Raw genomic sequence first — 14,128 nt, forward strand, 5'->3', positions numbered from 1 at the left:
TCCGACGGTCACCCGGCTCTCCTCGATCAGGGCTGGCGCTCTGAGTACCACTCGGGCATGGGCGCCGGCTCGTCCCAGGTGAGGTCGCTTGCCTCTGGCATCTGGCCACCGCGGACGAGCTTGACGATCGCGGAGTCGATGTCGGGGCCAACGAAGAAGTCGTCGGCCCAGTGCAGCTTGAAGACCCGCCCCTGGGCGTCGATGACGAGTTCGGAGGGTCCGTCGGCATTGTTGCCGAGCGGAAAGACCGGGTTGTCGAACTCCTCGGTGAAGACGAGGGCGTCCTCGGCGAGCATTCCGCCGCCGGTCGGGTGGATGTAGCTCCAGTAGCCCTCTTCTGGCTCGCCGAATCCGCCGAACTGGGGCAGGCGTAGGCCGCCGAATTCGACGAGAGCGGCCCGTGCGGCGGGGAAGAACTCCAGGCCGGCGAGGTCGTCGGCGAAGTGGGTCAGCCACAGGTCGACGGCGGCGGTCATGTCGCGGCCGGGGAACCAGCCGGCCTTGTCCAGCACCTCTCGGACGTCCGGCGGGAAGCGGCCCTCGGCGGCGCGGCGCTGCGCGTACCGCTTGGCGATTGACGCACCGGCCAGCGAAGGGCACTCGGACAGCTCGCCGGTCTCCCGGTCGATGACGATTGTGGGTTGTCCGGTGGCCGACGGTGGTCGGGGTGGGCCGTTCGTCGGCTCCGGCCGGGGTTCGCGGCGGGAGACGACGAAGCCGAGGTCGAACTCGTACATGTCGACCTCGGGCGGCGGGCCGGGGTGGCCGACGGCGGCCCACTCCCGGGCTCGGACCAGTGCCTCGTCACGACTGATCATCGAAACTCCTAGCGTCGTGGTCGTCCTGTCGTCATGTCCGACGAGCCCGACCTGCTCGGCGTCGTGATCGCCCTCGACGCCGCCGGGACCTGCTGCGCGACGAGCCGCAGCCCCGGCGCGAGCTGGTCTATCAGGCCACCGCCCGGCTGACCAGGCTCACAGGGTCACGTCAGAGACTGCCGGTGCCTCGCCTCCTCGGATGAGCGCGATGATCGCGGTGTCGATGTCGGGGCCGACGAAGAAGTCGTCGGCCCAGTGCAGTTGGAAGACGCGCCCCTGGGCGTCGATGACGAGTTCGGAGGGTCCGTCGGCGTTGTTGCCGAACGGGAAGACCGGAATCCCGTACTCCTCAGCGAAGATCTCGGAACCATCGGCCAGCACCCCGCCCTGGGTGGGATGGACGGCGCTTCCGAAGCCGCTTCCTGAAACGCCGTCTCCGCCGAACTGGGGCAGGCGTAGGCCGCCGAATTCGACGAGTGCGGCCCGTGCGGCGGGGAAGAACTCCAGGCCGGCGAGGTCGTCGGCGAAGCGGGTCAGCCAGTTGTTGACGGAGGCGGTCATGTCGCGGCCGGGGTACCAGCCGGCCTTGTCCAGTACCGCTCGGACGTCGGGCGGGAAGCGGCCCTCGGCGGCGCGGCGCTGCGCGTACTGTTCGGCGATTGCCGGCCCGGGCAGTGGCGGCCACTGGGACAGTTCGCCGGTCTCCCGGTCGATGACGATTGTGGGCTGTCCGGTGGCCGACGGTGGTCGGGGTGGGCCGTTCGTCGGCTCCGGCCGGGGTTCGCGGCGGGAGACGACGAAGCCGAGGTCGAACTCGTACATGTCGACCTCCGGAGGCGGGCCGGGGTGGCCGACGGCGGCCCACTCCCGGGCTCGGACCAGTGCCTCGTCACGACTGATCATCGAAACTCCTAGCGTCGTGGTCGTCCTGTCGTCATGTCCGACGAGCCCGACCTGCTCGGCGTCGTGATCGCCCTCGACGCCGCCGGGGTGCTGCTGCTCGTCGGGATCGTGCTGTCCCGGGCGATGGCCGACTCCCAGCCCCGGGCCGTGGTCGCCGCGGCGGACTGCCGCATGCCTTCGGCGGCAGCGTCCTGGTGATCGGGACCGGGGACTCCACACAGCCGCCGCGCCCCGTCGCCCCGGCTGGCCCGCCTCGGGGACACCCCCGCAACCTGCTGCAGTTGGCCGTGGTGCAGGTGGCATGCAGTGTGCTGGGTCTGTACGCCTTCGTGCGCGCGCTGAACGGCTGACGCCAATGGCCGCAGGCTTACAGGGTCACGTCGGAGACTGCTGGTGTCTCACCCCTTCGGATGAGCGTGATGATCGCGGTGTCGATGTCGGGGCCGACGAAGAAGTCGTCGGCCCAGTGCAGTTGGAAGACGCGCCCCTGGGCGTCGATGACGAGTTCGGAGGGTCCGTCGGCGTTGTTGCCGAGCGGGAAGACCGAAATCCCGTACTCCTCGATGAAGCCGGCGATCGTGTCGGTTGCTACGCCACCGTCGGTGGGATGTATATAGCTCGTATAGCCCGGCTGGCCGTGCCACTCCAATTGGGGCAGATGCAGGCTGCCGAATTCGACGAGTGCGGCCCGTGCGGCGGGGAAGAACTCCAGGCCGGCGAGGTCGTCGGCGAAGCGGGTCAGCCACAGGCTGACGGAGGCGGTCATGTCGCGGCCGGGGAACCAGCCGGCCTTGTCCAGTACCGCTCGGACGTCCGGCGGGAAGCGGCCCTCGGCGGCGCGGCGTTGCGCGTACTGTTCGGCGATTGCCGGCCCGGGCAGTGGCGGCCACTGGGACAGTTCGCCGGTCTCCCGGTCGATGACGATTGTGGGTTGTCCGGTGGCCGACGGTGGTCGGGGTGGCCCGTTCGTGGGCTCCGGCCGGGGTTCGCGGCGGGAGACGACGAAGCCGAGGTCGAACTCGTACATGTCGACCTCGGGCGGCGGGCCGGGGTGGCCGACGGCGGCCCACTCCCGGGCTCGGACCAGTGCCTCGTCACGACTGATCATCGGAACTCCTCGCGTCGTGGTCGTCCTGGTCACCGGCCCCGGCCGGATGCCGGCACCACAGCGGTCGACGCGGTGCCTATCGTAGGCACCGCGGTCCGGCACCTGTCCGTGCCGACCGTACGCCAGGGGGAGGTGCCATGCCGTCACGGCGGGACCAGGTCCAGTCGTACCAGTTCTTCGTCCAGCGGATGACGTCCGCGCTCGTGGCGCGCGAGCCTGATCCGGAGGCCGCGCCGTTCCGGCGGCTCGGCGGCGCCGGCCTCGCGGGCGTCATGGTGGCGGTGCTCTGCCTCGCCGCGGTGGGCGTCTACGGGTTGCTCCGCCCCGGTGGCGCCACCAAGTGGAAGTCGGCCGAGGCGGTCATCCTGGAGAAGGAGACCGGCACGCGGTACGTCTACCGGGACGGTCGCCTGCACCCGGTGGTCAACTACTCGTCCGCGCTGCTGGCGATGGGGTCGGCGGTGCCCACCATCTCCGTCTCCCGCAACTCACTTGTCGGCACGCCGCGCGGGCCCCGGATCGGAATCCCGAACGCACCGGACGCCCTGCCCGACCCGAAACGGATCCTCACCGGCCCGTGGACGCTCTGCACCCAGCCGGCCCGGGACCAGGCGGGTGGGACCGTGGCCACGACGGTGCTCACCCTCGGTAGAGCACCCAACGGTGGGCGCGAGATGGGCGACACGGCGCTACTGGTGAAGGACACCACGACCAACCGGTTGCACCTGGTCTGGCACGACCACCGGTACGAGATCCGCAACCAGGCGGTCGTCCTCGAAGGACTGACCATGACCGCGGAACCGGTGGTCGAGGTCGGCGGGGCGTGGCTGAACGCGTTGCCCGCCGGTGAGCCGATCGGCTCGGAGGGCGTGGCCGGCCGCGGCGAGTCGTCGACCGCACTGCGGGACGCCCGGGTCGGCCAGATCTTCGTCGTGCAGAGTCAGAACGGCAGCCGTCAGTACTACCTCGCCAACCTCGACCGGCTGCATCCGCTGACGCCGCTGCAGGCAGACGTGCTGCTCGCGGACCCGGAGACGCGGAAGTCCTACCAGGGCGAGGCGGCTCCTCAGGCCCTGACTCTCGGGGCCGGGGCCGCCGCGGCGGCCCCCAAGGCGCCGCCTCCGGCCGAGGGGCGTCACCGCGCACCCGGCGAACGCCCCGACATCGCCCGGCTGACCGGTGATCAACCGGCGATCTGCGCCGCCTACCGTCCGGGGCAGGATGAGCCGACCCTGCTGCTGGACGCGCAGGTGCAGCCGGTGAAGGAGCCGGTACGCACCGCCGAGCAGACCGGCGACGGCATCCCGCTCGCCGACCGGGTGGTCATCGAGCCGGGGTACGGCGTCCTGGTTGCCGCCATGGCGTCACCGGAGATCACGACGGGCACCCTGAGCTTGGTCACCGACCTGGGCTATCGGTATCCGCTGGCATCGAAGGAGGTGTCGGAGATGCTCGGCTACCGCGGCGCGCGGCCCGTCGAACTGCCCGCGAGTCTGGTCGTCCGGCTTCCGGCCGGCCCGGCGCTCGACCCGACCAACGCGAAGCGGGCACTGGACCCGGAGTGACCGAAGCTGCCACAGTGGAGGTAATTGCGAGTCTGAATGCGGCCGGCCTAGCGCGGGCTGGACATGACCCGTTACCGTTCGTAGAGCAATGGCGCGTCAGCGCCACAATAGAGGCTGCCCCCGACGATGGGGGGCTATCGATGAGGACGGGGGTGACTCACCATGTCGATGGGTACCGATACCGGCTTGATGGTGAAGACCGAGGGCGACGTAGATGCCGTCGCGGATCGGCTCACCGGTAACCTGAACCAGCTGATGGACCAGCTCGCACCGCTGTACGACCAGTGGAAGGGCGCCGCTGCCGGCTCCTTCCAGGAGGTTCGGACGAAGTTCGACGAGGACATGGCCCGGTTGAACGTGGCGCTGCGGGCGATCGCCGAGGCCGTCGGGTCCGCCGGTAAGGACTACGACGTCAGCGACGACGAGCTCCGGTCCGAGATGACCTCTGCCGGCGCGAGCGCCGGTCAGATCACCGCAGCGCTCAAGCTCTGACGGGGGAGGAGTTCCGAAATGGAAATTCGTTACAACTTCGGTGCACTGAACGCTGCCGCGGACAGCTGCGGCGGTGCCGTGCGGAATGTGACAGGTGAGCTCGAAGGTCTCAAGTCGGGCATCGCGCCGCTGCTCGCGACCTGGGACGGTGACGCCCGCGAGGCGTACTTCCGTCGGCAGAGCGACTGGGAGGCGGCGGCAAACGACCTGCGCGACCTGCTCGGGCGCATCGAGAAGACGCTGCGCGAGTCGGCGGCCAGGATGCAGGCCCGCGAGGCCGCCAACCGGGCGAAGTTCGGCGACTGAGCCCGACCGCACGTAACGATGGCCCGGCCGCGTGCCGGGCCATCGTCGTTCGCACTGCCGTCTGTGCCGAAGCCCCGGCCACGGGCTGCCGAGACGATGAGGGTCGGGCGGGGCGGGCCGTCAGCCGCGGGGCAGCGAGGTGGGCACCCGGAAGAATGCCTCTTCGGGCTCGTCGATCTCGCCGACCGGAGGCGGCGGGGCCGCCGGCCGAGTCGGTCGCCACCGCAACCGACGTCCGCGCGGCAGCAGGGAGGCCATCGCGCCGATGGCGAGCGCGAGCACTGCGACCAGCAGCCCGACCCAGAGGGCCACCCGGCCGAAGACGCTCCACCGCTCCGAACGCTCCTGCGCCGCCGCGTCGTACGACGGGTCGGGCATCGGGGGTTGGGTAACCGGCGCGTCATTCGTCAGCCGTTCGGTCACCGCCCGGTACGGATTCAGCAAGCCACGCCCGTAGCCCTCCGCGGGGCCGCCACGCGCCGGGTCCACCGTCGCGAGGAGACGGCGGTTGACCCCCTCCGCGGACAGGCCAGGTTCGGCAGCACGGATCAGGGCGGCCGTTGCGCTCACCAGCGGGGTTGCGAAGCTGGTGCCGCTCCAGACGGCGTGGCCGGCGAGGCGGGTCGCCGCCACCACCGCGCCACCAGGGGCCACGAGGTCGACGTACGGCCCGACCTGCGACTGCTTCACCCGCACGCCCTCCTGGTCGATGGCGCCGACCCCGATCACACCGTCGTAGGCGGCGGGGTAGGGCACCGGATCCGGACGGTCGCCGTTCTGGTGCAGGTTGCCGGCGGCGGCGACCAGCACGACGTCGTGCTCCCGCGCGTACCTGATCGCGCTCTCGACGGCGGGTTCGGGGCGGTAGAGCGTCACGGACATGTTGACCACGGCGGCACCGTCGTCGACCGCCCCGCGGATGGCCTGTGCGAAGACCTCCGCGGAGACACTCTGACCCCGGGCCTCCTCGCCCTCGTTGCCGGCGCGTTCGCTGACCCGGATCGGGATGATCGTGGCGTCCGGGGCCAGGCCGTGGAAGCCGACGCCGTTCTGCGGGCGGGCGGCGATGAGGCTGGCGACCGCGGTGCCGTGCGAGACACAGTCGACGTTGCCGCCGGGGGTTCCACGCAGGGCATCGAAGCCGGTGGCCACCCTGCCGCTCAACTGCGGGTGGTTGTCGTCGGTACCGGAGTCGATGACGGCCACCTTGACGTTGAAACCGGTACTGAACGGCCACACCCGTTGCGGCGCGAGCCACCGCTGGTGCCACGGTGTCTCGCTGATGACCTGACCCGGATCGCTCGGGTTCTTGCAGATCGCCGGTGCCGCGACAGCCCGAGCCGGCGCGCCGAGGATTGTCGAACCCATCAGCGCCACCACCAGAGCAGCGGCGGACGTACGACGGTCGAGACCCATTCCGCGCTCACCTCCCGTCACTACGGCGCCGGTGCATCGTAACGATCCTCGGACGATTACCGGATCCCCGATGTCGCGTCGATTCAGTATGGTCGAGCTGTCACGCCGTTGGCGGGTTGCGGCGGCACGTGGACGTGCAGGGGGAGGACGCCATGGACACGCAAGGACTGCGCGCTCGGGCCGACGAGCTGATGGCCCAGTTCGAGCGGATGCGCTCGGGCGTGGGTGACCTTCAGCAACGGCTCAAGGCAGTGAACGCGACCGTCACCTCCGAGGATGGCTACGTCTCGGTGACGGTCGGCCCGCGTGGTCAGGTGGTCAAGGTGGAGTTCGATCCGCGCATCTACCGCCGGCCAAACTCGAAGGAGCTCTCCGCCACCGTCACGGAGACGATCCGGAGGGCCACCGAGAAGGCGATGACCGAGGTCGAAGAGCTGATGCGGCCCTTCGTGCCGGACAGCCAGTTCCAGGCGTACATGGGCCACGACCTGGACGGCATCTTCCGTCAGCTGGACAGCGAACTTCCACGGGAGGACGACCGATGAGCGAAGCAGACGAGACCTTCCTCAAGCCCGACGCCGCCCGGGCCGGTGCCCAGCGGCTCGGTGTCGCCGGCGCGACACTGGCCAGCCGTTGGGCACAGCACGCGGCCACCATCTCGTCGCTGAACGCCTCCGCCCCCTGGGGCACCGATGAGCCCGGCCAAGGCTTCAACAAGCACTACCTGGAGGGTGGCGACAAAGCCCCCGCCACCAACGTCCTGAGTGGGGGCAAGGCCATCGTGGACCTGATCAAGGTGCTGGGGCCGGACGTCCTCAGCGCCGTCGATGGCACGGTCGAGGTCGACGACATGGTCGACAAGTGGTTCGGCGGCGAGGACAAGTAGCGTCCGACCTCCGATCGACCTGATCAGGACAGAGGGGCAGAGCGGGTGGCGGTACCAAATCCCAGGGGTTTGCTCGGCGATTACACGTGGGTCTGGGACGCCGTCTGCTGGGCCAGTGCCGGTGAGGCATGGCCGACCGGCGACGAGGACCGCATGCGCGAGCTTGCCGACGCGTGGGAGGGCCTCGCCAAAGCGATCGGCGATGCCCTCGGTGACGCAGACCCGGCCGCCATGAAGATCCTCCAGAACTGGGGTGGCGGCGCCGGCGGCGCCTTCGGGCAGCTCTGGAACCAGATCGGCGTCGATCCGGGCTCCGGCCTCCCGCTGATGCAGGAGGCCGCGTCCGCCTTCGCCAGCGGTTGCGACAACGCGGCCATGGAGATCGAGTACGCCAAACTGACAGTCCTCATCGCCGTGATCATCACCGTGATCGCGGTCTTCGTGGCGCTGCTGATGGCCTGGCTGGGTGGGGTCTCGGCCGGAGCGATCCCGGGCATCCTCGCCGCCGGGCGGCATGCCGTGACTATCGCGTTCCGGCGGCTGATCGCACAGATGGGCCGGCAACTCCTCACCCGCGCCGGGATGCAGGCTGCCCTGCGCACCGCAGGCACCCAGATCACCCGGCGGGTCACCAGCGAGGCGCTGCGCAACGCCGGGAAGCGGTTCGCCCTCGAACTCGCCGAGGAGGTCGGTGAGGAACTCATCATCGACATCGGCGCTCAGGCGTACCAGATGAAGAACGGCACGCGGACGGAGTGGGACGTCCGCCGCACCGCCACCGCGGGCGTCGGCGGCGCCTTCGGCGCGGTCCTCGGCACCGGCCTGAACGCCGGCACCCGCTTCGCCCGCAACAATGTGGCGCCGCGGATGCCGATCTCGTTCAGCCCGCCCGCGATGAACTTCCGTGGCGCCGGGGTCGTCCGCTGGGGCGGTAACTCGCTCGCGGCCGGTGCGCAGAACGCCGTCATCTCACCAGCAGCCAGCGTCCTGGCCAACGGCGCCATGTCCGGTCAGTGGAGCATGCCCGGGGGCGAGGCGTTCCTCGGTGGCTTCACCAGCGGTGCCGGTCGCGGCGGTGCCACCTTGGCGGCCAGCAACGCCGGTACCGGCCTGGCGAATTGGCACAACAAGCACGCCGGCTTCGACCTCGACGCCCCGACGGGCAACGGCATCGGCACCGGTAATGGGACTGGCACGGGCACCGGAGACCCGACCGTCGGCGAAGCGGACCTCGGCAACCTCGGCGGCACGGGCAATGGCACGGGCTCGGGCAGTGGTTCCGAGAGTGGGTCGGGTTCGGGCAGTGGGTCGGGTGCGGAGGGTGGCTCCGGGTCGGGTTCGGGCAGTGGGTCCGGCTCGGGTTCGGGCAGCGGGTCGGGTGCGGAGAATGGGTCGGGTTCGGGCAGTGGGTCCGGCTCGGGTTCGGGCAGCGGTTCGAGCGACAGCAGCCAGGGCGACGGAAGCGCCGACGCCGGTCCGAGCAACGCGCCGAACACCGGGTCCGGATCGATCTCACTCGCCCCACCAACGGCCGATGCCGGCGCTCCGCCGGCCGTGGACACGTCCGACCCGGCGGGCACGGGCACCGGTCAGGGCACCGATCCGGCCGCGACCACCGGTTCGCCGGCCACCGGCACCCCGGTCGCCGCCGAGGCGCCCGCCGCTGGTCCGGTTGCCGACCAGGGCACCGCCGACGTCAGTTCCGGTGCGGGGACAGACTCCGACGTCAGCGCAGCCCCGGGCACCGATACCGAAACCGAAACCGCTGTTCCTCCCGCAGGGGACACGAACGCAGGCGTGGATTCCGGCAGCTCGGCTCGTGGCGTCGACGGCGACACGTCCGGTGGTGGCAGAGCAGGGTCCGACACCTCGACCACCGGCGGCCCCCAGGTCGACTCGTCCACGACCAACGAGAGCAGTTCCACTGGACCCTCGTCGGGCTCGACAGTGGATAGCTCGCCGTCGCGGACCACCGACAGCTCCGTACCGGGTGACACGAGGTCAGACTCCGCGAATGACCCGCTCTCCAGCGACCAGGCACCCGCGGTCGTACCCGGCACGACGGTGGGCAACCCCACAGCCGCCGGACCTGCACCGGGCACCGTGCCGTCGGCACCGGTCACGGGTGGCGCCGCCACAAACCCGGCCGTAGCCGGGTCGCCGGCACCGACGACCGCGCAACCGGCTGCCACCACGAACGCGCCTGCCACGAACGCGCCTGCCACGAACGCGCCTGCCACCGGCACGAGCAGCCAGACCACGACGGGTCCCCAGACCACACAGGCGACCAACACTGGCACCAACACCCAGCCGACCAGCGGCCGCCCGACGCCGACGGTCAACCCGACGGTGGCGAACTCCGCCGGCTCCATCTCGCTCACCCCCGCCACCACGCCTCCGACAGGTGCCCCGACGACAAACACCGCGCCGGACGGCAGTACCACTCAGGGCACGACGAACCAGCCGGGCACACCGGTGCAGCAAGCGGAGACCAACCAGCCCGGCACCAGCGAGACCAGTCCATCGGGACGGCCCGACGGGCGTACCCCGGTCGTCGGGGTTGGGCCCACGGACGTTGCCGCCGCGCCGGATGGCTCGACTCGGTCGGACGCCGCGCCGGATGGCTCGACTCGGCCGGACGCCGCGCCGGATGGCTCGACTCGGCCGGACGCCGCGCCGGCTGTTCCGGAGACGAGCGGTGACGCCAACCAGTCGAGCACGCCGGATCCGGCGGCCGACCCGGACGCCAGCACCGACCCGGCGACCGACCCGGACGCCAACACCGACGCGACGACCGACCCGGTTCCCGCCCAGCGGACTCCTGGCGACGGCGTGGTGATCGTCGTCCCGGGTTCGACCAGCACCACCGACCCGACCACGGGTACTCCGACCGCGCCAAATGCCAACACCGGGACGGTGGACCCGGCGACGCTGAAGCGCTCCAAGGGCCCGACCGGAAACGGCACCTACAGCTGGCACCTCGACCCGATCACCGTCCCCGGTGACCCAAGCGGCCCGGACGCCGAACGGATGCTCATCGAGGCGTCCCGGACGTTGGCCGAGACAGTCCGGACGGCCGTCAAGGCCAAGACGATCTCCAAGGGCAAGATGCCGGGCATGGCGGGCGCGCTGATGATGCCGAACGGCGACATCACCACCCACACCAGCATGACGCCCGACAAGAGCACCAAGCCGGCCACCGAGCCGGCGGTGCACCCGCTCGCTCAGGCTGCCCTAGATCTCGTCAAGGCCGCACTTGGCCCTAATATCGGTAAAGGGCATGGTAGCTGCGCTGAGGTGGCCCTGGTCTCCGACCAGCTCTACAAGCTTGAGCAGCAGTGGCGTGAGGCCGGTGAGCCGGGCAGCTTCGCGCAGTACGCAAGGGACGGTCTTCGCGGTGCCAAGATAGTCACGCACCAGGTCAATTTTGGATTCGAAAACGGGGTTCGGTACGACCTGGGCCACTATCGTCCGCCGTGCCGTTCCTGCACGGATTTCCTGCCGCGGCTCAACGTCGAGCCGATCACGGACCCGGAACGATCGCCGACGGTCTACCAGCCTCCGGTCCCCGGAGTGGTGGGCACCGGGCGGCCGCTGAGCGACGCTCGTCCGTTCGGGGATCCCCAGGGCCTGGTCCCGCCGGACCCGGCCGACCAGCAGACACTCGACGATGCGGTGCCCCGCAACCCGGACACCGGCCGGCCCGAGGTGCACCCTGACCCTCGTCAGGGCAGATGGGCGCGCCTGCTCAACGACGGCGGTCCAACGGTCTCCGGCCGGGCCCAGAACTGCGCCGACGCGGGTCTCTCCTTCCTGTCAACCTGGTTCGGTCGGCCCGAAGTGGCAGCGGCCGTGGCGGACCCGGGGAGCGTCGAGAGCAACAGCACCGCCCGGCAGGAACAGGCGTTGCGCACGCCATTCAGCCACCGTGGCACCGGACCGGCCGGGTTGGCCGACGTCGCCGCTGCTCTGCGGGAGGCCGGTCACGGCTCGGCTGCCATCATCATCACCACACCCACTGACGCCGACGGCCGGGCGCACACCTGGAACGCGGTGAACCACGAGGGGACGATCGTCTGGGTCGACGCTCAGACGGGAGCGGTCTCCGACACGGACCCGATCTACAGCGCCGTCGTCGACAACGTCTGGTCGATCACGCTCGACGCCGAGGGTGACCCGATCACGCCGGCAGTCGACCGGACCGGCACCGACGCGACGGCCGCTGGGCCAGACCCGGTGCCGCCGCACTCCACCGCACCGGCGGATCCGAATTCCGAGATCAGCGCCAACGACCCCTCGGTCGCGCCGGACCAGACGGGCACGACGGACAGCGACTACCTGGGCGGGTTGTCCGACGCCGACCAGACGACGTTGGTCGAGGCCGTCGCTGCTGCCCTGCAGGATGCCAACCAGATCCTCGCCGATATGCAGGGTGTCGCCGCCGAGGTGAACGAGCAACTCGGACTGACTGGCGAGAATGCACTGCGGACCGTGGGCGAGGGCAACCGGGTCAAGGACACCGAGTCGCTCGCGCGCAAGTACGTTACCGAGTTTGAGCCGCTCGGCCTCGACGTTCCGACCGCCCTCACACAGTTGAACGACGTCGTCCGGTTCTCCGTCCAGGCCCCCGAGACGGACGCCTACGGAGCGGGCGTCGATGCCGTACTTGGTGCATTGGAGGCCCAAGGCTATCGACTCACCGACGCCAAAAACTTCTGGCACCCAGGTAACCGTTATCTCGGATTGAACTGCACGCTAGAGGCGCCGGGCGGCCGGACTTTCGAGCTGCAATTTCCCACCGCTAGCAGTTGGGCGGCGGGCAAGCAGACGCACACGTCGTACGCGATTGTGCGAGACCCCAGGGCTGCTGCGGTCGACCGGGTGCACGCGTTCCTGGACATTCTGGCCGTCAACCAGTCGGTGAGCCGACTGCCTGGTGGCATGCGGCCACTGCAGGATCGGGTGGGCGAGGCCAAGGACACCAGCTTCGCCAAGTGGATTACCAAGCCTGCCCAGGACGGGGTCCGCCGGGCCTACACGAACTGGCTGGCTGAGCAGGGCCGTACATTCGACGAATCCTTGACCGACCGTGGCCTCAGCAGGTCCGACGTGCCCGGTCTGGACGTCGGCCTTTTGAGGGGTACACATGGAGAAAATGAACTTCAACTACTTCCTGGTGATGAGGCCGGACGTACCGACGGGCCCACCGGCCAACGTGATAGCGGTGGCCGAGACGTCCACGGGGACGCAGGCGGTCAGCTGGGACCGGCGGACCGGGACGTGGAAGTACAGCCCGGACGTGGCAGTGGCGATCCTGTACACGGACTGGAACGAGATCCACACCAGCCGGAAGGTCGACCGGGCCACGGCCGAGAGGGAGACGGCCCACTTCACGACGGTCCCGCTGCCGACGGAAGCGGAGTTGACGGAGATCTGCCGCCAGGGGACCTGACCGTCGATGCGCCGGCCGCCGACGCGTTGGCCGAGGAGACGGCCGACGAGCAGACCGTCGAAGATTTGTCCGGGGACGACCAGGCCGAGGGTTACCCGGACATGCGGGGCTGGCCGATGCCGGACACCAGGCGTTTCGGGCCGGACGAGCTGACGCAGCTCGAGGATCCCCAATTCCAGGACGATGTCGCCGACAGCCTGTTGACTCCCGACGGGTACGCCACCCTCAGGGATCCGTCCGTCCACCCATACGGCCAGCTGATCAACGACGGCGGGCCTGGCCAGCCTGGCCGGAGCAACAACTGCATCGATTGCGCGTTGGCTGCGCTGGCCAGCTTCCTGGGCGATCCCCAGGTGGCCCTTCCGCGCTGGCCGGACCAGCTCGAAGATGGCTCCCTCGACACTGAGACCGGTGAGCTGGACGGCTTCGGCCGGGTGGAGAGTTGGATCGGCGGCGAATGGACCGGCGACAGCGACGCGATGCCGTCGGCTCCCGCTGAACGCGCTGCAGCAGTTTCCGATCGGTACGCAGAGCTCTACCAGCGGATTCGGGACGCCGGCCCGGGGGCAGCGGCGGTCGTGGTCGTCGAGTGGCTCGCATTCGACGAGAACACCGGTGAACCCGCGCTCGACGAAGACGGCAACGTGCTCGGGGCCGCGCAACACGCCTTCCTGATCGTGTTTCCGGAGGGTGCGGACGGGCCGGTCTGGTGGGATCCGCAGAGCGGCGACACCATCTCGGAGGTGCTGCCCGGAGACTACGTTGATGGGACGTACGACCTATGGTCGATGGAGGTGGAGCCGAGCGATGGCGATGACCAAAGAGGAAGCCAGGCAACTGATAACCCGCCTACTGGGGACCAGCAACCCGGTAGCGGTGATCCCGTTCGAGTTCGGCTGGGCGGCACAGGAGACCCTCTCGCCACAGCAACGAGCGCAGGGCAGGCATCTGGGCCAGGGGGTCTTCATCATCGACGAGACGGGAGTGGTGACGGCCCATCCCAGCTTGCCGCCACCAATGGTGATGAAACGGTACGCGGCGGCACGCCGGGAGGGCCGGGTAACCGGCCGGCAGGTGTGGCCGAAAGTGGCCCAGCCGGACTGACCCCAACCGCCGCCGACACCGACACGACCGCGCCGGCCGTCGACACAGAAACCGACACGACCGCACCTACCGTCGACA

11 protein-coding genes are annotated in these 14,128 nt (G+C 69.9%); 7 read left to right on the plus strand and 4 right to left on the minus strand.

Translation table 11 applies throughout. From position 1 onward, the window contains the following. Positions 1 to 26 precede the first annotated feature (26 nt). Together AB0C25_RS00830 and AB0C25_RS00835 are read right to left on the minus strand one after the other, a co-directional pair. Positions 27 to 818: an SUKH-3 domain-containing protein gene (locus AB0C25_RS00830; protein ID WP_357368262.1), complete on the minus strand. Its 792-nt coding sequence runs from the start codon at positions 816 to 818 to the stop codon at positions 27 to 29. 156 nt (positions 819 to 974) lie between these two features. Next, positions 975 to 1,721, minus strand: a complete 747-nt coding sequence (locus AB0C25_RS00835) for an SUKH-3 domain-containing protein (protein WP_357368263.1) — start codon at positions 1,719 to 1,721, stop codon at positions 975 to 977. 33 nt (positions 1,722 to 1,754) lie between these two features. Here AB0C25_RS00835 and AB0C25_RS00840 point away from each other — a divergent pair, with 33 nt between their 5' ends. Then, on the plus strand, positions 1,755 to 1,919 hold the full coding sequence (locus tag AB0C25_RS00840) for a hypothetical protein (protein ID WP_357368264.1): 165 nt from the start codon (positions 1,755 to 1,757) through the stop codon (positions 1,917 to 1,919). 169 nt (positions 1,920 to 2,088) lie between these two features. Here the strand turns inward: AB0C25_RS00840 and AB0C25_RS00845 are convergent, their stop codons facing one another. Beyond that, complete coding sequence (locus AB0C25_RS00845; protein ID WP_357368265.1) at positions 2,089 to 2,829, minus strand: SUKH-3 domain-containing protein; 741 nt, start codon at positions 2,827 to 2,829, stop codon at positions 2,089 to 2,091. 137 nt (positions 2,830 to 2,966) lie between these two features. Here AB0C25_RS00845 and eccB point away from each other — a divergent pair, with 137 nt between their 5' ends. The 3 genes from eccB to AB0C25_RS00860 all read left to right on the plus strand — a co-directional run bounded on the left by eccB (position 2,967) and on the right by AB0C25_RS00860 (position 5,192). Then, positions 2,967 to 4,394, plus strand: coding sequence for a type VII secretion protein EccB (eccB, locus tag AB0C25_RS00850; protein WP_357368266.1), 1,428 nt, complete (start codon positions 2,967 to 2,969; stop codon positions 4,392 to 4,394). Between the two features lie 162 nt (positions 4,395 to 4,556). Beyond that, entirely contained in the window at positions 4,557 to 4,886 is a 330-nt protein-coding gene (locus AB0C25_RS00855; RefSeq protein ID WP_357240938.1) for a WXG100 family type VII secretion target, read from the plus strand. 18 nt (positions 4,887 to 4,904) lie between these two features. After that, on the plus strand, positions 4,905 to 5,192 hold the full coding sequence (locus AB0C25_RS00860; protein ID WP_357240941.1) for a WXG100 family type VII secretion target: 288 nt from the start codon (positions 4,905 to 4,907) through the stop codon (positions 5,190 to 5,192). Between the two features lie 120 nt (positions 5,193 to 5,312). On the opposite strand, the gene mycP is transcribed toward AB0C25_RS00860, so the two are convergent. After that, complete coding sequence (gene mycP / locus AB0C25_RS00865) at positions 5,313 to 6,608, minus strand: type VII secretion-associated serine protease mycosin (RefSeq protein ID WP_357368267.1); 1,296 nt, start codon at positions 6,606 to 6,608, stop codon at positions 5,313 to 5,315. Positions 6,609 to 6,760: 152 nt separating this feature from the next. Between mycP and AB0C25_RS00870 the strand changes: the two genes are divergently transcribed. The 3 genes from AB0C25_RS00870 to AB0C25_RS00880 form a co-directional block, all read left to right on the plus strand. Further along, positions 6,761 to 7,153, plus strand: coding sequence for a YbaB/EbfC family nucleoid-associated protein (locus tag AB0C25_RS00870; protein ID WP_357368268.1), 393 nt, complete (start codon positions 6,761 to 6,763; stop codon positions 7,151 to 7,153). Continuing rightward, the gene (locus AB0C25_RS00875; protein WP_357368269.1) at positions 7,150 to 7,494 is read left to right on the plus strand and encodes a hypothetical protein; all 345 of its coding nucleotides are present in this window, start codon (positions 7,150 to 7,152) and stop codon (positions 7,492 to 7,494) included. Before AB0C25_RS00870 ends, AB0C25_RS00875 begins: the two co-directional genes overlap by 4 nt. A gap of 153 nt (positions 7,495 to 7,647) precedes the next feature. Next, positions 7,648 to 14,128, plus strand: a 6,481-nt coding sequence (locus tag AB0C25_RS00880; protein ID WP_357368270.1) for a toxin glutamine deamidase domain-containing protein, incomplete at its 3' end; no start/stop codon positions are given.

It is taken from the genome of Micromonospora sp. NPDC048839, assembly GCF_040649915.1.
GTDB lineage: Bacteria > Actinomycetota > Actinomycetes > Mycobacteriales > Micromonosporaceae > Micromonospora.

Coding starts and splice junctions, on each gene's coding strand:
- AB0C25_RS00830 (WP_357368262.1), bottom strand. CDS start 818: ATGATCAGTCGTGACGAGGCACTGGTCCGAGCCCGGGAGTGGGCCGCC.
- AB0C25_RS00835 (WP_357368263.1), bottom strand. CDS start 1,721: ATGATCAGTCGTGACGAGGCACTGGTCCGAGCCCGGGAGTGGGCCGCC.
- AB0C25_RS00840 (WP_357368264.1), top strand. CDS start 1,755: ATGTCCGACGAGCCCGACCTGCTCGGCGTCGTGATCGCCCTCGACGCC.
- AB0C25_RS00845 (WP_357368265.1), bottom strand. CDS start 2,829: ATGATCAGTCGTGACGAGGCACTGGTCCGAGCCCGGGAGTGGGCCGCC.
- eccB (WP_357368266.1), top strand. CDS start 2,967: ATGCCGTCACGGCGGGACCAGGTCCAGTCGTACCAGTTCTTCGTCCAG.
- AB0C25_RS00855 (WP_357240938.1), top strand. CDS start 4,557: ATGTCGATGGGTACCGATACCGGCTTGATGGTGAAGACCGAGGGCGAC.
- AB0C25_RS00860 (WP_357240941.1), top strand. CDS start 4,905: ATGGAAATTCGTTACAACTTCGGTGCACTGAACGCTGCCGCGGACAGC.
- mycP (WP_357368267.1), bottom strand. CDS start 6,608: ATGGGTCTCGACCGTCGTACGTCCGCCGCTGCTCTGGTGGTGGCGCTG.
- AB0C25_RS00870 (WP_357368268.1), top strand. CDS start 6,761: ATGGACACGCAAGGACTGCGCGCTCGGGCCGACGAGCTGATGGCCCAG.
- AB0C25_RS00875 (WP_357368269.1), top strand. CDS start 7,150: ATGAGCGAAGCAGACGAGACCTTCCTCAAGCCCGACGCCGCCCGGGCC.